Origin of the sequence: Pandoraea sp. NE5 (genome assembly GCF_024363545.1) — a bacterium.
Lineage (GTDB): Bacteria > Pseudomonadota > Gammaproteobacteria > Burkholderiales > Burkholderiaceae > Pandoraea > Pandoraea cepalis.
Map to the genome: position 1 here is coordinate 355716 of NZ_AP025517.1, position 17701 is coordinate 373416.

25 protein-coding genes are annotated in these 17701 nt (G+C 59.4%); 5 read left to right on the plus strand and 20 right to left on the minus strand.

Features of this window, described 5'->3' with window-relative positions; translation table 11 throughout:
* Positions 1 to 7: 7 nt before the first annotated feature.
* From PanNE5_RS01550 to PanNE5_RS01600, 11 genes are all read right to left on the minus strand, one after another.
* Positions 8 to 610 (minus strand): hypothetical protein, encoded by a 603-nt coding sequence (locus PanNE5_RS01550; RefSeq protein ID WP_261939073.1) that lies wholly within the window; start codon positions 608 to 610, stop codon positions 8 to 10.
* Positions 603 to 947: a hypothetical protein gene (locus PanNE5_RS01555; protein WP_261939074.1), complete on the minus strand. Its 345-nt coding sequence runs from the start codon at positions 945 to 947 to the stop codon at positions 603 to 605. Before PanNE5_RS01555 ends, PanNE5_RS01550 begins: the two co-directional genes overlap by 8 nt.
* A gap of 230 nt (positions 948 to 1177) precedes the next feature.
* Positions 1178 to 2239 carry a major capsid protein gene (locus tag PanNE5_RS01560; protein ID WP_261939075.1) on the minus strand — a complete coding sequence of 354 codons (1062 nt, stop codon included), beginning with the start codon at positions 2237 to 2239 and terminating at the stop codon, positions 1178 to 1180.
* Between the two features lie 84 nt (positions 2240 to 2323).
* Positions 2324 to 2740 (minus strand): head decoration protein, encoded by a 417-nt coding sequence (locus PanNE5_RS01565; RefSeq protein WP_261939076.1) that lies wholly within the window; start codon positions 2738 to 2740, stop codon positions 2324 to 2326.
* Between the two features lie 26 nt (positions 2741 to 2766).
* Complete coding sequence (locus PanNE5_RS01570) at positions 2767 to 3381, minus strand: hypothetical protein (protein WP_261939077.1); 615 nt, start codon at positions 3379 to 3381, stop codon at positions 2767 to 2769.
* A 21-nt stretch (positions 3382 to 3402) separates the two neighbouring features.
* Positions 3403 to 4287, minus strand: coding sequence for a S49 family peptidase (locus PanNE5_RS01575; RefSeq protein WP_261939078.1), 885 nt, complete (start codon positions 4285 to 4287; stop codon positions 3403 to 3405).
* Positions 4284 to 5918: a phage portal protein gene (locus PanNE5_RS01580; protein WP_261939079.1), complete on the minus strand. Its 1635-nt coding sequence runs from the start codon at positions 5916 to 5918 to the stop codon at positions 4284 to 4286. Before PanNE5_RS01580 ends, PanNE5_RS01575 begins: the two co-directional genes overlap by 4 nt.
* Positions 5919 to 6182: a gpW family protein gene (locus PanNE5_RS01585; protein ID WP_261939080.1), complete on the minus strand. Its 264-nt coding sequence runs from the start codon at positions 6180 to 6182 to the stop codon at positions 5919 to 5921.
* Positions 6183 to 6202: 20 nt separating this feature from the next.
* Positions 6203 to 8203, minus strand: a complete 2001-nt coding sequence (locus tag PanNE5_RS01590; protein ID WP_261939081.1) for a phage terminase large subunit family protein — start codon at positions 8201 to 8203, stop codon at positions 6203 to 6205.
* Positions 8178 to 8756, minus strand: a complete 579-nt coding sequence (locus PanNE5_RS01595; RefSeq protein WP_261939082.1) for a hypothetical protein — start codon at positions 8754 to 8756, stop codon at positions 8178 to 8180. Before PanNE5_RS01595 ends, PanNE5_RS01590 begins: the two co-directional genes overlap by 26 nt.
* A gap of 158 nt (positions 8757 to 8914) precedes the next feature.
* Entirely contained in the window at positions 8915 to 9601 is a 687-nt protein-coding gene (locus tag PanNE5_RS01600) for a hypothetical protein (RefSeq protein ID WP_261939083.1), read from the minus strand.
* Between the two features lie 287 nt (positions 9602 to 9888).
* Between PanNE5_RS01600 and PanNE5_RS01605 the strand changes: the two genes are divergently transcribed.
* Entirely contained in the window at positions 9889 to 10092 is a 204-nt protein-coding gene (locus PanNE5_RS01605) for a hypothetical protein (protein ID WP_261939084.1), read from the plus strand.
* A gap of 69 nt (positions 10093 to 10161) precedes the next feature.
* On the opposite strand, the gene PanNE5_RS01610 is transcribed toward PanNE5_RS01605, so the two are convergent.
* From PanNE5_RS01610 to PanNE5_RS01640, 7 genes are all read right to left on the minus strand, one after another.
* Positions 10162 to 10539, minus strand: a complete 378-nt coding sequence (locus PanNE5_RS01610; protein WP_261939085.1) for a hypothetical protein — start codon at positions 10537 to 10539, stop codon at positions 10162 to 10164.
* Positions 10540 to 10729: 190 nt separating this feature from the next.
* Positions 10730 to 11152 carry a DUF1364 domain-containing protein gene (locus tag PanNE5_RS01615; RefSeq protein WP_261939086.1) on the minus strand — a complete coding sequence of 141 codons (423 nt, stop codon included), beginning with the start codon at positions 11150 to 11152 and terminating at the stop codon, positions 10730 to 10732.
* Between the two features lie 343 nt (positions 11153 to 11495).
* Positions 11496 to 11978 (minus strand): DUF1064 domain-containing protein, encoded by a 483-nt coding sequence (locus PanNE5_RS01620; RefSeq protein WP_261939087.1) that lies wholly within the window; start codon positions 11976 to 11978, stop codon positions 11496 to 11498.
* 175 nt (positions 11979 to 12153) lie between these two features.
* Positions 12154 to 12810: a DUF6475 domain-containing protein gene (locus PanNE5_RS01625; RefSeq protein ID WP_261939088.1), complete on the minus strand. Its 657-nt coding sequence runs from the start codon at positions 12808 to 12810 to the stop codon at positions 12154 to 12156.
* Positions 12807 to 13646, minus strand: coding sequence for a hypothetical protein (locus PanNE5_RS01630; protein WP_261939089.1), 840 nt, complete (start codon positions 13644 to 13646; stop codon positions 12807 to 12809). Before PanNE5_RS01630 ends, PanNE5_RS01625 begins: the two co-directional genes overlap by 4 nt.
* Positions 13643 to 13906 (minus strand): helix-turn-helix domain-containing protein, encoded by a 264-nt coding sequence (locus tag PanNE5_RS01635; protein WP_261939090.1) that lies wholly within the window; start codon positions 13904 to 13906, stop codon positions 13643 to 13645. Before PanNE5_RS01635 ends, PanNE5_RS01630 begins: the two co-directional genes overlap by 4 nt.
* Positions 13907 to 14251: 345 nt before the next feature.
* On the minus strand, positions 14252 to 14560 hold the full coding sequence (locus PanNE5_RS01640) for a hypothetical protein (RefSeq protein ID WP_048629822.1): 309 nt from the start codon (positions 14558 to 14560) through the stop codon (positions 14252 to 14254).
* A gap of 156 nt (positions 14561 to 14716) precedes the next feature.
* Here PanNE5_RS01640 and PanNE5_RS01645 point away from each other — a divergent pair, with 156 nt between their 5' ends.
* Positions 14717 to 14932, plus strand: coding sequence for a hypothetical protein (locus PanNE5_RS01645; RefSeq protein WP_261939091.1), 216 nt, complete (start codon positions 14717 to 14719; stop codon positions 14930 to 14932).
* On the opposite strand, the gene PanNE5_RS01650 is transcribed toward PanNE5_RS01645, so the two are convergent.
* Together PanNE5_RS01650 and PanNE5_RS23000 are read right to left on the minus strand one after the other, a co-directional pair.
* Entirely contained in the window at positions 14908 to 15177 is a 270-nt protein-coding gene (locus PanNE5_RS01650; RefSeq protein ID WP_261939092.1) for a hypothetical protein, read from the minus strand. The two genes, PanNE5_RS01645 and PanNE5_RS01650, sit on opposite strands and share 25 nt — an antisense overlap.
* Before the next feature lie 3 nt (positions 15178 to 15180).
* Entirely contained in the window at positions 15181 to 15474 is a 294-nt protein-coding gene (locus PanNE5_RS23000; protein ID WP_410007554.1) for a helix-turn-helix domain-containing protein, read from the minus strand.
* Positions 15475 to 15546: 72 nt separating this feature from the next.
* On the opposite strand from PanNE5_RS23000, the gene PanNE5_RS01655 reads away from it, so the two are divergent.
* From PanNE5_RS01655 to PanNE5_RS01665, 3 genes are all read left to right on the plus strand, one after another.
* Positions 15547 to 16203, plus strand: coding sequence for a LexA family protein (locus PanNE5_RS01655; RefSeq protein WP_261939093.1), 657 nt, complete (start codon positions 15547 to 15549; stop codon positions 16201 to 16203).
* 117 nt (positions 16204 to 16320) lie between these two features.
* Positions 16321 to 17199 (plus strand): hypothetical protein, encoded by an 879-nt coding sequence (locus PanNE5_RS01660; RefSeq protein ID WP_261939782.1) that lies wholly within the window; start codon positions 16321 to 16323, stop codon positions 17197 to 17199.
* Between the two features lie 59 nt (positions 17200 to 17258).
* The gene (locus tag PanNE5_RS01665) at positions 17259 to 17696 is read left to right on the plus strand and encodes a DUF2628 domain-containing protein (protein ID WP_261939094.1); all 438 of its coding nucleotides are present in this window, start codon (positions 17259 to 17261) and stop codon (positions 17694 to 17696) included.
* Positions 17697 to 17701 lie beyond the last annotated feature (5 nt).

Consider the following 17701-nt stretch of genomic DNA (forward strand, 5'->3'; position numbering starts at 1 on the left):
TCACCTCTTAAGAGAAAGTTGCTTTGACGAAGCCTTCAGCCCGTCCATCGGGGCCTTCGGTGCGGGGCGCCGGCGTAACTGCGTCAGGGAAAGGAGGATTTGGGTAGGTCTCCGTCGGATCGAAGACGTTGATCAGATCTGCAGTCAGGTCGATTTCAGTGAGTTGTGCAGTGACGTCCGGATAGAACGTCTCGTACATCTGCACGCCAAGCGAAACGAGCATTCCGCCTATGTGTGTCTCGCCTTCGGCGCTCACGTCCGTTTGAATCCGCACAAACGGGAAGTCCTCTGCGAGTTTGCGCAGCGGCACGCTCTTGAAGATCGCTGCCTCAATGTCAGCCTGCAGACCTTCGAGTGCGAGAAGCGCCGCCGGACCAGACACTGCCGATACTTCAACGCGGATCTCGAAGATGCTTGTCGTGGAGAAGGCAGTCTGGCCGCTATTACCGAGCGACTGCTTTTCTTCACCGCCATACCTCACCTTGATGGAAGGCAGCTTCGCCGCCGGCAAATTCCAGTCACCCGGCGATTGCAGCTTGACGCCCTGCAGCATGCCGAGAACGGACAGCAGCGCAGCGCGGAATTCCGCGCGTGCAGTCTGATCAGACATCGGTTTGGCCTAGTACGTTGAGCATTAGCCGGGCTGCGCCGTGGCCGTCTGGATGTACCTCCCGAACTTCCCACTGCTCGCCCGTCTTGTTGATCAGAAGCTGATCGCCTTGAAGGGGCGGCGCCTGGCCGAAGAACTGCGAAAGCTGCACGCCGATCGTCGGCTGATTCGTGACAACCGGTTCCCCAGACGTCGGATCGACGCCGAAAAACGCCTTGTCGTAGATGCCGGTGATCTGGAAAGGTGTGCCAACCGCTGGCTGATACGTGATCGCCGTGCCGAATACCTTCTGGACAGGCCCGAGAATCTTCGCGTCGACGACGTCGTCCCAGTCCATTTCTTACGCCACCTTGACAGTCGGACCTTCTGACGGCGAAAAGACGGGACCGTCACCGCGCGGCAATTCAGTTTCACCGGGCGTTGTCAGAAACCCCGCCTTCCGTAGTTGAGCGATTTCGGCTGGCGGCAAAGAGACCTCTTCGCCGGGGCCGACCTGCTTTCCGTCGATGGTGATCGTGCGGCCTCGCGCTACGGTCGCACGCGAACCGCCCTTTTCGGGCGCGGCCATTAGCTCACCACCGGATCACAGACCGTCGCGGCGAAGCACGCGTTGACGCGGCTCGGGATCACGATCGGCGACGACTGCATCATCAGGAAGCGCTGGGCCGGATCTTCCGACACCCAGGTCTTCGGTGCGTACGGGAGCGCCTGATAGTTGAACGCCGGGTCCAATACCGTGCCAAACGCCCGCGTGCCCATCAGATCGGGGCCCGACATGATCACCGTGCCATCCACCAGCATCGGCTGCTCGACGTTGTTGTCGTCGACATACCAGTCGTTGTAGACCCACAGTTCGTACTGGCCCCAGTGGCCTTTATACTGTGCGCCGCGCTGAATCTGTGCGCCAACGTTGATGTTGTTGCTTTGGCCGCCGTTGCCCGGATACCAGATGGCGGCCTTGACGACCGGATCGGCAATGAAGCTGGTCCAGGCACTCGTCGTGAAAATCAGGTCGGTGGCAACTCCACCTGATTTTTTGAGCATGAGATGGCCCCACTGCTCGAGATTCGTCGACGGCGTCGCTGTACCGCCTGACACGTTGGCCGGCGTCCACTTTGCCGAACCCGTAAGAGCGGTCGTCAGCGACGCATCGCGACCAAAATCGACCACCACTGTCGGGAAGCCGTCACCAGAGATCGTGACGGAGCCGGTTGCCAGCGCCTGGGCGGCCATCCATTCGAGACGGCGATCGAGCATATCGATCTGGTCTTCCATCTCGAACGTCAGGTTAGCCATCTCGCGCTCGCCCGCCGACATGTCGCCGCCGATGCGCTCGCCGATCATGCGACGAACCGGCTTGCGCAGATCCGGGGCGCGCTTGTCCTTGATATACGCCGGCTTGAATTCGTTCGTCTGGTAACGGCGCTGCTCGACGAGCTTGCCTTCAACCAGCGGCGAAACGAACGGCGACATGCGACGCTTGCCAACGTCCACGTCGATCGACACGAATTCGGTGTCCGACGTGACGACGTTCGGGAAAAGCTTGTCGAGCAGGAACTTCTGCGACTTCTTCAGATTGGGAACCATCTGAATAAGTACGTTGGTGTCGAAAATCAAATTTCCGGCCATGTTTTAACTCCGTGCGGATGCTTTTGAGAGCCCCAAAATGACAAAACCCGCCGAAGCGGGTTTCTCGTGGTGTGGGGATTGGGGTTAGCTCGGGTCCGCAGCGGAGACCGAGGTTTTGACGTAGATGTTGGAGTTGATCAGCAGTGCCGCCTTAGCCGCAGCGAGCGTAATGCCGGTGCCCAGCGTCAATGCGTCTCCATTCACTTCGGCCTGCAGGTAGATGCCGGAGATGACGTCCGCCGCACTTCCGTCGGCATAGTCTGCCAGCACAGCGCACGGGTTTTGGCTGCCGTCCGCCGAAGCGGACAGCGCAATCGTGTACTTGCCCGATGCGGTGATCTTGCCGAGAACCGTGCCGCGCACGAACGGGCCACCCGTGATCGTAACCGAGTCGGTGACGACCTGCAGCGGGCCGGCGATCAGTTGATCCGGAATGAAGGCTTGAGCGGTGATGCTCGGCTGTTGGGGATTCTCCCCGATGGTGCTGACGTTCAGCGTCATGGTGTTGGCTCCTTATCGGAGAGTGGTTAAGCGGACTCGCCGCGGACACGCGCGGCGGCAGCGATGGCACGTTGCGCGATGGCGCGCGGGTCATACGCTGCCGGCGCTTCGGCCTGGGGCGCAACAACCGGTGCAGCTACCGTCGACATGCGTTCGCCGAGGCCAGCGCGCGCCTTCGGCTTGTCGAGATCGCTCGCACCGAGAGCCGAGATCGCCTGCGAGGCGCTCAACGACGTATCGAAGGCGAAGACTGCGGCCTGGTTCACGCGACCAGCCTTGATGCCGGCTGCCATGATGCGTGCGCAACGAATACGCTCGCGCTGGCGGGCACCTTTAGCGCGGCCGCCGCGCGGGCCTTCTTCCTTGTCGTCCTTCTTGTCGTCCCCGTCGCCGTCTTCCATGTCGGCGTCGTCGCTATCGTCGTCCGCCCTGGCAGACTCATCCCGCTTTTCTTCCTTGGCCTTGCGTGCTTCCTCGTCCTTTTTGTCCTGCTCTTCCATGCGCTTGGCGTAATCATCATCGGACTCGTCCTCACGCTGTTTGCGATCGTCGCTCTCTTCAGCGCGAGCGGCGGCCGTGGCTGGCAGCCCAAGAAAGTGTGCAAACGGCATCGCCGCCGCGAGCTTCGTCAGTTTCGACATGTGATTTCCTGAATAGATGGTCTAGGCGTTGATCGACTTGATCAGCGCCCGAAACGCGGCATCTGGAGCCGCCACTTCGTCCGCAAGCCCAAGGGCAACGCCTTTCTCGCCCATGAACGTCGCGGCCTGCGTACCCCGAACCGTGGCGGCCGAGATATTCCGGTTGCGGGCAACTGTTTCGACGAACAGTTCGCCCATAGATGTGATGTCTGCCTTGTGACGATCAAGCTCATCCTGCGTAATGGGAAGTTCGCAATGCCCGTCAGCCTTGAAATCGCCATACGTGATGAAGTGCACTTCGACGCCCGACTTCGACAATGCCTGGGACATGTCTACTCGGGCAGTAATCACGCCGATGCTTCCCGTGCCTCCGGTTCGTGGGACGACAATTCGGTCCGCGGCACTGGCAATTGCGTAACCGGCGGAATAGGCCGATTCGTTTAGGATCGACCACATCGGCTTCCGGCCGCGCGCGGCAAAAATCGTGTCGACCAGATCGAAACAGCCCGCGACTTCGCCGCCCGGCGAGTCGACATCAAAGGCGATCGCGTCAACCTCTGGATCATCAAGTGCCGTGAGCAGGTTCTGCCGAATGCCGTCGTAGCCGGACATCCCCGAATAAGGCCGCAGAGAGCCGAGCTTTTGCACGAGAGTGCCCTGCACCTCAATCACTGCTATGCCGCCAACGTTGTCATAGCCCGTACGCTGCACGCGACCGGGCTCTGCAAAGCCGTATTCGTCGTCTTCCATAGCGAGCGGCGTGACAACGCCACCGCCCATTCGCACGATCTGGCTGATGCCAAGGCGGTCCGCGAGCGCTGCCATCACGATTTCCGCCTTGCGCGGATGAATCGCCAGCGGCGTGTTGAACATTCGCTGAGCAAGACGTGGTAGCAAATGATTCATGCGGGTTCCGGTTCAGGGGGTGGCTGGACAAGCTTTTTGGCATCAACGCGTGCCGCCCAATCCGGCAGCGGGATGCTGAGCTTGCGCATGCGGTCAATTTCCACTGCCTGACGATCCATGTTTTCGCGCCAGTCGGAGCCGGCGAGATCCGCGCATTCGTCCTCCAGCGTCGACAAGCCCGCCGCCATACCGAGAATCGCGCCTTCCTTTTCCTTTGTCGGATCGACGTATCCTTTGCCGGGCCCCATCCACTTCGCACGCGAGTATGCCGTGCGGCACTCGATGAACTCGGGCACGTATCCACTCGGCATCGGCAGATCGTCCACCTCGTGCGATTCCTCGACGAAAGCGGCTGCGATCGGCTGCGCGAAGCCGCGCGCGAAGTTCACACGCCGGCGGTAGAAGGTCTTCCACGCCTCGAGCATCGCCGCGCGATACGAGGAATAGTTGACGTCTGACCAGTTCTGGCTGATCTGCTGCGCCGATAAGCCGGCGCCCGCCGCCACATTTCGAAGCATCGCGGCTTCGAATGCTTCGAAATTTCCGGCCGGCCGCGATGCCGCGACTGTCGAGATGCTCTCGCCAGGGTAAAGCGACGTTAGCTGCGCACCACCGAGCCGAATGCGACGCTCGCTATGGAAGTCCGCGCGCCCTTCCTGATACGCGCCGATTCCCCCACCGAGCGACTCCTCTACGAAGTTCTGGTCGAACGGACTTGTGATGTACGCCCCGAAGATTGCATTGATGATCGCCGCATCGAGTTCCGTGCTGTCGTATTTGATCAGCATCTTCAGACGCTGCAACACGGGCGTAAGAATGCCTGCGCCGCCGCGATGCTGGCCCGCGCGATCCGGTGTGAAGTTGTGAACGATGATCGGGCGCCCCCAATCGGTCTCGCGCGGGATCAAATCCCAGTGGATTGAGTCACCCGCACTGAACCAGTCGCCCTGATGCGCGCGCCGGATGTAATACCCGGTCGCGGCGCCGTATCCGTCGACCTTCACACCGCCGCGCTGCGTCTGTTGATCAAATCGCAATTGCGGATTCGACAGCCGGTCGGGATCGATCAGCATCACGGTCGTCGCGTAGCGCGCGCGGCCTCTGCCGACACGTTCCGGCAACCAAAGCATTTGTCCCAGCGAATCGCCGTCGACCAACTCGTGACGGAAAGCCACAGCCATAATCTCGGGCATCGTCAGGTTACGCTGCGCATCGCAGTAGCGGCCGAGATCATCCGCCCAAGTGCGGTAATTTGCCTCGAGCGCCTGCCCATACTCTTCGGCCCAGATGTGATCGAAGCCTTTGTTGCCGCTGAATGCGCGCAGGGCCTGATAGTCCGGCTTGAACACGGGATGAAAATTTGCTCCGACGACAGTGTCGAGTGTGCGCGTGACAGCCGCCGATGCCCAACCGTCGTTACGAACCAGATCACGTACGCGCGCGACGATACGGTCGCGGTACATGTTGAGCTCGCCATCCGGCGACCACAGATACGGCTGCCAGTCGGCAACATGGTCGCCATACATATCGGCGGCGTCATATGGCGTGCGCGAGCCTCCAGTCAGCATCTGCACGCGACTCGGCGCGAGCGGCGCGCCGTTCGGCCCGAGAATCGATACCTGATTTTCCATTTACCGATACACGAAGCGGATTGGTCGGCGCGCCTGGCAGACGATACCGAGTTCCTGCTGAAGTTGTCGGATCAGCGCGGTGAGCGCTGCGATGTCGGTTTGCTGATATGTGACAGCACGTGTCCCATCGCCCTGCGTATAGCTGAAGGTCACACCCTTCGCGCCGGTCTGCAGTTCGATCAGCGCGCTCTGTGCGTTCGATAGAGCCTGCTGCAGTGCAGTCTGCGACATGCCAGCGAAGATCGACGGCGTGAGGTTCGACAAATCTGGCTCCAAACTTTGAGTTAAGCAAGCCGACTGGCTCGCGATTGCTTCGCGGGTTCCGCAACGATCACGCGCGGCGCCCGTTCGAGCTCTGCCTTCGGCGCGGGCTTAACGTCGAGCGTGACCTCGTGCGGCGACGCGCCGGGTACTCGCTGCATCGGCTCGGCAGGCAGCGCCGCGACTTCGTCAGCGCGCTGGTTAAGCCGCAGGCCGAAGTGCATCAACCCGCAAAGCGCGGCATAGTTGTACACGGCGAGGTCGAGCGCCTCATTTGCGCGACCGGCCGGCAGTTCCCATACTCGGAACACTTGGCCGTTCACCATCTTCTTTACCGAGCGCTCCGAGACGAGCTGCGCGAAATAGTTGATGTCGCGATCTGCCGGGAAGTGCATATAGCCGGGCCCCGGCTCTTCAACATGAAGACGGGCGCGAATAACGTCCTTCGCCGCATTCACGCCGATAATCACCGGTCGATAGCTCGATTTCGTGCGCGAGGTTGGCTTCTTCGTCGGCCAGACAGGAGAGCGTGCCCCACCGCGCGCAGACTCGCCTTTGATCGCCCAAATGCGACGGCCGATACGCGCCTTGCAAAACTCGTAGACCGTTTGCGTGTGGTGACCACCTGAGTCGATACACGCGGCCATCACTTCATACGGTCGCCCATCGGCGCGGAGCCAGATTCGCATCAGGTAAGCATCGACGCGATTCCACAGCTCATCACTGGCCGGATCACCTTCGAAGAGCGCGTGATCGATCGACCAGCGCTCTTCGTTGCGCCCCCATCCAACCGTTTCGATTTCGACACGATCATCCTGAACGTCGCCAGCCGCCGTGATCACCGCGACACCGTCGGGCACTTCTGCAGCCCAGACTTCCGTGCGCGCCGCAAGCTTCGCCTCGTTCAGCGCGCGCTCGCCACGGTCCTCATATGGCTCTCCCAACACAAGGTTGATGAACGTCTGCCGGGCGAGCGGATCGTCTTTCACCCGAAGCCACTCGGCGACGAGATTCGGCCACGACGCATTCGGGAACAGCGAATAGCCTGCCCAGATGTGAAATCCGGCGTGCCCCTTGAACGGCTTTGAGGCGCGCCACTCGCCGGCCGCAATCATGTCGGCCTTGTCGACCTCGTAGACGATGCAGCCGTTATGCCTGCACACGTAGTACGTCGACTCGGGAAGCCCGTTGCCGTCTTTATCCTTGTCCCATTTCATCCCGTGCGTAGTGTCCGGGCCGCCCCATTCGAGCACCTGGAATTCACCGCAGTGCGGGCATGGCACCCAGTAACGCCGCTGGTCGCTTTCACCCCAGCTTTTCTCTATCCGGCTGTAGCCTTTGACAGTCGGCGTCGAGCCGAGCACGATCTTCCGATTCCAGAAGGTCTCCGACCGCTTCGTACCGAGCGCGATCTGATCGCCTTCATTGCCCGCCCCGTCGACTGGATAAGCATCTACCTCATCAAACATGACGACGCGCGACGTGATACGCCGGAAGCCCGCCGGACTGTTCGCCCCGACGAGCGTCAGGCTCGAGCCATTGCGGAACGTTTTCGCCAGAATCGTCTGGTCGCTATTCTTCGCCTTCTGATCACCCGAGATCACGGCAAGGACAGGCGTGTCGCGCAGCATCGGCGCGATTTCCGTCTTTGAGTAGCTCTCGGCGTCCTCGACGCGCGGCTGCACGACGAGGATCGGCGACGGATCCTGATGGATGAAGTAGCCGACAGCATGATCCATCAGCTTCGTATAGCCGACACGCGCCGACTTCATGACGCTGATCTTCTCGACCGACGGGTCGGTTACGGCATCCAGCATGCCGCGCTGATAGCCGAATGCACGAAAGCGCCCCGTTTGAGCGCTCGTCTCACGCGAAAGCACGGCGTATCGCTCTGCCCACTGGCTGAGCGTCAGTTTGGGAGGCGGCAGCAAGTTATCGCGCCGCGCCGCGAGCAGACCCGCATGCAGGGCGTCATACCCACGCGCGTAGCGTCGCGTGCTATGTTGGGTTGCCTGCTCCGTCACGGGTTAGCTCTTCGAGTGCTTCTGTAATGACCTCCTGCAACATGTCCTGCAATTCAGCCGGCGTCTTGCAGCGGTGAAGACGCGGCGCCTGTTCCGCGGGAATGGACAGCAGGCGAGTTCGTACCTTGGCGTATTCAGTGCCGACGGCTTTCGCCACGTCGGCCACGTCGACCACTAGCCCCGAGTCTCGGTCGTACTCGAGCTGAGCCATCAGCCCGAGATAGTTCTCTTTGAAGCGCCGCGCTTCGTCGAAGCTCAGCAGATCGACAGCGCCAGTGAGAATGCGTTCTGCCGCAGCCTCGGCACTCTCGCCCGCACTGAGCGTGATCTCTGACGCAGCTTGGGTAACAGTCTTGCGCTTGTTACCCTTCTCATCCTGGGTAACAGCTTGGGTAACAGCCCGCGCTCCGTCGCGGCGGTACCGTTTCAGCAACTTGTTCGACTCTTCGACATTGACGTTATCGCCGTCAAACACAAGCCAGCCGCGCTCCTTCCACTTCGTAACAGTCTTTCGACTGACACCGTGCAGTGCTGCGAACTCGCTCTGTTTCATCGTTTTCCGCTGTTACCTGTTACCCAAATTTGAAAAGTTTGTGGCTAGAGAAAGATCGCGCGTGCGCAGTGCCCGCGTGTTCGGAAGGGCGGGAGGGACCCGCCCGCATGGTGGGCGCAGCCACCCGCCGCACACCAAATCAGTGCATCGTCGGATGGTCACCCCAGTTTCGCGGTCGCAAGTGCCTTTGCCATCGCTTTGTCGAACTCTCGCGCGAAGTTCGCGTCGACCACCTCGAAGGCCCGCTCACCGAACTCCAGATGACGCCTGACCGGCATCTCATCGCCGAATCGGATCAACAATTTCAGGTGTCCCGTAGTGTTTGCTCCTCGTACGGCAACACCGCGCTTACCTGCTCGCCGGACGACCTTCGCGTTTTGCGGCCGCTGCCACACGCCGCCGATCTGCTCACCTCTTTTCGTCTTGATTGTGCCGACGAACACATCGGGCCTCGCCTCCAAACGCTGAAGGGCCGATTTGTTGAAGTTGCCGTACTGGTTGAGAAGTGCTCTGTCTTTCGGGTTGAGCCACGTCTTACCTCGCCCGATGAGCTTGTGATTGCCGCCGAACTCGTACGGTTCAAGATACGCTGCAGCGATGTCCTTGATAAATACGCGGGCTTCTAGGTCGCTCTTTCGCGCGCCCTTGACCGCAACAGAATTGACAGTGAATGGCGTCGGTCGGTCGAAGACCTCAGACATCGCCGCTTTCTCTTCGCCTTGAGCAATCTTCGCAACCGCCGTTAACGTCTGAGCAATTGTGAACGGCAGTTGCTGTTTTTCGATCTGTGACAGCGACTTCGTAAGCGCCTTCAGATCCGGAGATACGCTAATTGCGAAGTCCATGGCCGAACGAATAAGAAAGCCTGGTACGCGGCCAGGCGAATCCATCGACAGATGGTCGCTGGAGGAGACAAGTTGATGGCTGCTGCGCTCGGCTCGCGCGGCTCAAGGTCCGAACTCACTGTGCGTGACCAATCGCTTCGCCCTCATCAAACCCGCCAACCCGTTCGTCGCTTGGACGCGCTTAGCCAGCCTCGCCGGCAGTCTGCGGGTTTGATGAGAACGCGAAAAAGAAAAAACCCGCCGGCTTTCCCCTGGCGGGTTTCGTTGGACGCAATGCCCCGGAGCAAATGTCTCACATCCTGTCGCGCTTTTCAAAGACTGCGTGTCGCACTTTTATCTGCGCCACTTATATAGAGCGCCTGCGCCGCGATCGCAATGAGGTGCGCGAATCGATACAGACCCGCATTCATGGAGAGCATGAAGCACCCTCAAAACGCCGCGATGCACGGCAGAGCGCTGCGACCCAGGCGCTCTACTTCGAACATAATTGACAAGCTCGTTCATAGGAAACCAACGGCCTGGATGATGTGCCATACACTCCATGACTTCGCGTGAGTATTTCAAGAGAATGCCCTCCGTACCTTTTTTCTCCCAATCTCCAGCACGCTCTCGTAGCCGGAAACAGACACCCCAATTTTTCGCGCGGCGCCCGCCACTCCCTTGTGGATACGGTCGTACCTCCAAGGCGACAGATATTCAGCTTGCATCACCTTTCGCTCGATATAGGGCATAGCGTCATATACGCGCTGCACAACCAAAGCACGTTCTTCGAAAATCGGTTCGAGCCTCTCATCCTGCTCGCAAAACGCTTCCGCTCGCATATAGCGACACTCGATCGACTGACAGTGATCCGGCGGCATCGGGTGCGGGAGCGCGCCCGCCTGGCACCATCGCACCCAGTTCCTGATTTCACTTTCTACCCATTTGGGAACGCTCATTCCTCGGATCCCCCATCGTTGTAGAACATGCATCGGCGCATATACCTTGCCCCCGGCTTTGTTTGGTCTTTCGCGCAATACTCCAAGCCCCATAGCTTTAGCTTGTGAATGCACCCTTTGCATGTCTTGCTTTCCTCTTCTTCCAATACGATCGCCGGATCTCGATACATCCGCGAAGGTAGAACTGCCATCAGGTCACCCCGCTCGAAAGCTTTGCCTCGCGTACCGGCTCCCAGTCCCGATACCCTGCTCGCCATACACCGAACTTTTGCTCTCGCGGCGCCGAACTTTGGTCTAGCCATATGTGACACGCCATGCACCCGGGTACCGTGAACTCATCGCGCGCCTTGAGTCCCATGCCCTTGCCGTGCTGTTGCTCGTTCGAATGGCATGGCACGACGGTTTCCGCCGTCGGAAGGCAGACGCCAGGCACGCGCAGGTAACAGCGTTCGCCCCGGCATGCGGCCAACATCCGCTTGTCATGCCCTTCCCGCTTCTTCGGTGCTTTTCTCTTGAACGTCGTTCCGTGGAGCGCCGCCGTGCCGCTGAACGGGCTGAGCGCCGCCCGCGCACTCCGCTTGAATCCAGTCCGCCTCATGGGCTTCCGGTTCATCGCGACTCCTCACAGAGTCGTTGATGGGAGCGGGCGTACGTCTCATATGCCTCGAGCGGTTCCCACTTCGGTCGGTACGGCCCACCGGCCACCTCCGGATTCGTTGGTCGGCTCGCAAGCGCCGTGGGCGCCACATGCTTGACCATCGCCGCTGCCGGCGTGCCGCTCGTGACAGCGAGACTGAATTCGTCAGCACGAACACCTCGGCGACGTATGAGAAGCCCATCGCGCACAAGCTCATCCACCAGGGTCGCAACCAACCTTCTCGAGACGTCGCTTTCGTCAACGAGCGCTGGCCGCGTGTACCAAACGCCCTTTTCCATGCAGTCCAGGATCCAGTTCTTCATTTGACCTCCGTAATCGTCAAGCCTTTGGCGGCCATCAGATGGCGTTTAATTCGGTATTCCGCCGTGATCACTCCCTTGACGTCCTCGATCACTGTTTCTTCGCCGCGCTCATATACGAAATCAGCGATGTATCGCAGCGGCGGAACTTTCCGGCCATTAATCGCAACGCCAGGCGCCAACACGTAGACCACCTGCCGCTCAAGCGCGCATATCTCGCCAGCTTTTTGCATTGCGGCCAGTTGGGTCCATCGAGCAGCCTCGCGGCGACTGTCGAATTTGATGCCGTCGACGACGCACTTCTCGTTGCTGTACTTGCTCCGCTTCGGCGCGGCCATGCCAAGCAATGGGGCCAAGAGCGGTGCAGGCGCAGGGGACGCGAGCGCCGCGGCTGTTGCGCCGATCTGCGCGCGAATCCGCGCCGTGCCAACTCGACCGTTGCTCACCGCGTCTTCCGGAAACGTGAGGCCCTTTCTCGTCACTTACCCTTCTCCCGTAGGTGGGCGATGTACGCCCGCAACTCCTTCTCCTGCCTCGCTGCTGTCTCGTCCCCGCAGCGCCGCCTAACCGCTGCGAGGTAGGCGCGAGGCACGGTGCCAATCCCTGCCAGCGCCGCCCTTGCCGCTTCCTCGAAGCGCCGCCAGCAATCAGCCTGTGTCACGCGACCAGCCTCGCAGGCTCACTTTTTCGGGCCAGTTGCGGCAGATCAGCGCCGGTCAGTCGCGTGTACCCGACCAACGGCGCATTGCTGCCTCCGGCCTGTACCGCTGCCGCCAGCTCGGCGTTGCCAATCAGAACCGGCCCCTGCGACTGAAATCCGGCGCGTGTGTTCGTGGTCTCAGCAATGCCGATCAGAAGCGGCGGGTATTCCGGCACTTGGCTGCGGCCTCGATACCCGCGATACCGATTCACGAACTCGTTCTTCACGAAAGGCCATTCCGACTCGTCTTTCGTGCCGAGCGAGACCCAACCACCCATTTCGAACACGATGCGATGAATCAGGGCGTCATCGAATGCCACGGATGCGTACGTGCCAACCTCGCGAATGGCCTTGTCGACCTTGTGCCAGGCAAACAATGCGGAATCCTGCGTCGACCCCTGGAGCATCTTCACGACGTCGGCCGGCTTCGGCAGGAACTGGCCTGCATCGGGGTTCGCAGCATGCCGACCGAGTGCGTCGCGCACCGCTGCCAAGTCGAACACCTGCATTGCCCCCCACCAGACTTGACCCACGAAATCCGAGTAGTCCTGGCGATAGAAGGCGTAGACGTTGCTGATGAGCGAGAAGAACTCGGTCGAATCGGTCGGTTTCATGCTGGGGCCCCCGCCATCACGCGAGCAGCCTGCGCCGCAGCGATCTCACGGTTTCGCTGCTCGAGCTGCTGCTGCTTGTTGAGTCCAGCCCCAGCAGTTGGCGGCAATCGACCGTCAGCGTTTTGCAGCCAAGCGGCCTTGAATCCAGCCCAACCGGCCTTAACTGCCACCTCCACCGCCGCCGGAGGCGTCAGCCCTGCCTTCGCGGCCTCGTCGGCGATGTCCGCCCATGCCGTCGGCGTGAGCGGCAGTCGCTTCGCCTTTCGAATCGTCAGCCAGTCCTTGGCGTGCTGTTTGTCGACACCTTCGGCGATCAGGTCTTTCTCGCCCAGCGGCTTCGCCACGTCGGCGCCGCCAGAGGCATCAGCACCGCGCTTGCGCGAGTGCGTTATGTCTTTCTTCTGTTCTTCTTCTGTATCTGTATCTTCTTCTGTATCTAGGCCGTTACTGGAACGTTTCTGTAACGTTTCATTGTTGTTGCCGGTTTCGTTTCCTGCCTGTTTCGTCTTGTTGCGATGCGCTCTCACGCGATCCGTGCTGGAATCCGAGCGCATCTGGCGCTTGTCCCATGCCGCCGGCTGCCAGTTCTCATCGATCAGTCCAACAGCCATCAGGCGCTTTTTGACCTCAACGATGACGGCGTAGTCCACCCACAGGCGTTGGGCAACGATCCGGTTAAGCAGGTCCGGCGCGCACTCGTTGTCGAGCGTCCCATCTCCCTTCAGTGCGAGCAGGCCGATGAAATGGCGCTGATCCTCGAATGCAAGCGAGATCATCTTCGGATCGTTGAGGAAGTCCGTGTACATGCGGAACCATGGCATTTGTTTCGTGCTCACTGCTCGCCCCCTACGTTGACACGGAACTGCGTCACGCCGCGGCGAATCGGCACTGTCGCGATATGACCGGCCGCTTCCAGCGCCTTGATCGAATCGCGCACAGCAGACTCGGACATGCCGCAGTCACGCGCCAGGCGGCTGATCTTGGGTGACGACTCGCCGGTCGACATAACGGCGTGGTGGCTCAGCGCCAGCAGCACGATCTTCTCGGTGTGGCGCAGATCGACCGACCAGGCTTGATTGACTCGATGGGAACTCATCGCGCACTCCTCAGTAATCGCATTGATTCGGGGCATTCCGGAACGGATATACGTCGCTCACCAGTTGGCCGCGACGAGCGTCAGCAAATCGGCCACGAATACGACGAAGAGCTGACTCGAGTTCCGTCGACCACAATTCATGCGGTGCGGAACCATAGGGATAGGGATTTTGTGGATCCGGACCGCGTCCGGACTGCTTTTGACACGCAGCCGAAAATGCCTGCTGCGCGATCAGGTCGCGAGATACGAAGATATCCATTCTGGCCCGTGTTTCTTGCTCGGAACCTTCTCGGCGCCGCAGCGTTTTTGATGTACTTCGATTGCCTACTGTTGACTGCCGTTGGATCAGGCAGCCCGCGGCATGACTTTCACTCGCCGCTCAAACCCACACTCGCCGCCGCCCTCACGCGCACAGCGGCAACTCACGCCGGTCTCTGCCATCGATGCCAGGGCATCGAGGTATCGAGGCGTGACCATCACGAAGCCCGTCAATCCGATGACGGCATCGAGCTTGTCAATGGGGATGCCGTTTTGCCCCGACAGAAAGCGCGAAACTTGCGATGCGTCCCATCCGAGAACCTCCATCGCAGCTTTCCGCTCGTCGCCGGAAAGGAGGAGGCGCAAGGCCCGCTCGATATTCGGCCGTTCAGCCATGTTCAATCTCCTTCAACCTAAGTTGCGTGCTGTTGCACGCCGTTTTTCTTACGATGCAAGGCATGTCCAACACGCCCTGCGAGATAAAGATGAGCACTCACCGTCATGCGAGAATGGTGTTTCCACACAACCAGTTCACTCAATCTAGGAGTGCTCATGACTCGTCCAAAAACAATCACGGTTGCCGAGCTGCGAAAAATGCTAGAAGGTCTTCCCAACACCTCCGAGATCTATCTCGGGAATGGCGACCTAAGTATTTCTCGCCTCAAAAATCGCCAGTACTCAGACGACTTGAAGACGACCCCAACCTTGATCCAACTCGAAATTGCCGAGCTATATACGGTCGATCAAGCCTCGGAGTCGGATCGCTGACATCTGACGCGCTCTCGTACGGTCGTGGACCGGTAACCTCTGGGAACCGACTGACCGGCGGAAAGGCACTCGACGACAAAGCCCGCTTCTTCCGGCGTTTTGCAGAGATAGCTTTCGATCAGACCAGCAACGCCATTCGCGGCGAAGCCGGGGAAATAAACCCGAACGTGGAAACTCTCGGCCTGCACGTCGATAGCGATCATGCAGCCGCGCACTTCATAATCAAGTTCGAAAGCAGGTTCCATTCCTCAAGCACCTCCGCCCATCAGCGCCGCCCCGTAACTACTTGCTTCCGCCCCCTCGCTGTCTCTTGCAGCGTCGGGGCGCGGTCGGAGGCGCGGCGGACTCACACTCGTCTGCCCGAAGACCTCGGCGTGAAGGTTCTCAAGCCCTACAACGATCTTGTAGGCAGGACGCTTCTTCCCAACGCGCCCGTGAGCGATGTCAGAAATAGTCGGCTGGCTACACCCAAGCCGATCTGCGATCGCTTTCTGGGTCCAGCCGGCGTCAATTAGTTCGAGAACGATTTGTTGGATGTCCATACTGAAAATATAGACAAACCGATAATTAATGTCAATCGGTAAATCTATAGCTCGATATATAAGAATTCCGATATGACACTAGGACAACGACTGCGCGAGGCGCGAAAGGACGCAAAACTCTCTCAGGCAGAGCTTGCGAAGCGCGTTGGGATCAAGCAGCCCACTCTTTCCGACCTCGAAAATGATGTGACCAAGGGCTCGACAGCGATTGCGACTATTGCGGCTGCCCTTGGGGTGAGTGCGTTATGGCTAGCGGAAGGGCGCGGTCCGAGACGGGGCAACGAACCTATTCAAAACATCACGACAGCATCAATTGGGCATCGCCGAATTCCGCTCATCAGCAGTGTTCAGGCCGGGCAGATGACTGAGGCTGTAGTCCCGTTCCCGCCGGGCGGCGCATACGAGTACCTGCTTACCGATCTGGAGTTGTCGGAACACGCGTTCGGCCTTGAGGTCGAGGGCCGATCCATGGAGCCGAAGTTCTATGAAGGTGATCGACTGATCGTCGATCCAGCTCTATCTCCGCGCCCCGGTGATTTCGTGATCGCAAAGAACGGTCATGAGGAAGCCACGTTCAAGAAATATCGTCCCCGGGGCATCAACGCCGCCGGCCAAGACGTGTTCGAGCTTGTGCCACTCAACCCTGACTATGCAACGATAAATAGTGAGAATGAGCCGGTGCGTATCATAGGGGTCGTTGTCGAGCATCGACAGGTGCTCCGACGTTAGCGCCGCTGACTGAACGGTATATGCGACATTTCGGTCGGAGGCGCGGCGAAGCCCTGCGCTTTAACCAAAACGATGGAACAGGCATCAGATATGCCTGAAGTTGCGATGGGGGATAATATGAAGAAAACGGCACTCGTTTGTGTTCTTGCGCTGACACTTGCGGCATGCGACAAGCCGAAGCAAACTGATTCCGGGAATGCTTCAAAGGCCGAACCAGCTGCCGCGAGCGCAGTTGTCGGGGAAAATACCCAGCCGAAAGTAATTCCACCGCCCCCACCTACGCAGCCCGTGCCTCCTCCTGTTCACCACAACTTCTCGCTTAACCAAGGTGGGACATATGGCTACGAGCCCGCCCTTAGTGAAGACGATATTCGGAGCGGTACGGCCACGAAACCTCTCGTGATGATGCGGTATGTCGGGCAGCGGAATGGTAGCTACATCTTGTTGATCCTTGATCAGAATAACGAGAATGTTGCGACGCGCATTACGTGCCAAGCGCCATGCGATTTCGCTCAATCGCAAATCACATCGAATGGAGTCGTCCTCAGAACCGAAACGCTGCGCGTTACGCCCAACTCTCTTCTTGGGGCGATGGTCGAGGATGCGGTGGCAGGGCAGTTGATACCTTACGGCTATCGGGCTCCCATAGCCCCGATGTCTGGCGCAGCACCGACAGCTATTCAGGGAACGCAACCCGTTGCAGCTGGCGAAGCGTTACAACAAACCAGTTTTGATTGCGCGAAAGCCAGGTCCATACCGGAATATCTAATCTGCCATGATCCCGATCTCGCGGCCGCTGACCGCGAACTTGCCGCTTTATTCCAACAAGCGAAAGCTGCGGCGCAAGATCGGGCTGCATTCACGGAGCGAACCCGTAAGCAATGGAACTACCGAGAGAAAAATTGCACGGATAAGGCCTGCTTGATGGCCTGGTATGCCTATCAAACAAACGTCCTCACAAAGATCGCGCAGACGGGCGACGTCAACGCCAACTGACGAGGCGGCTCAAAAACCCATCAGCCATAACGTTTGATACGAAACAATGGGGAAACGCAATGTCACAACGGTTCAAAAATCCGGCAAATGGATACATAGAGGAAGTCGACTATAACGCGTGCTTCGAGGTGTTCTTTCTGGGACCTCTATATTTAGCCGTGAAGGGGCTGTGGGGTCATGTCTTCATCTGGCTTGCAGTAGTCGTGCCCCTTGGGGTCATCTCAGGAGGCTTTCTTTTTCTCGTTACCATCCCCGTCGCGTCCATCTGCTATGCATTTTCCATTCAAGGGATCCTGCAGAAGAAATATCTCAGCAAGGGATGGGTTGTTGAGGCCGATGCCAAGCGACGAAGGTCCACCTGGCCTTCGGTAGAGACTGCCGAGCCCACACTCACTCCCCTGACGAAGATATGCCCGTTCTGCGCAGAGGAAATCAAGGTTGAAGCCATTCGCTGCAAGCATTGTCAGGCGGATCTGAGCGAGTCGACGGCCGCCTAGCTGCA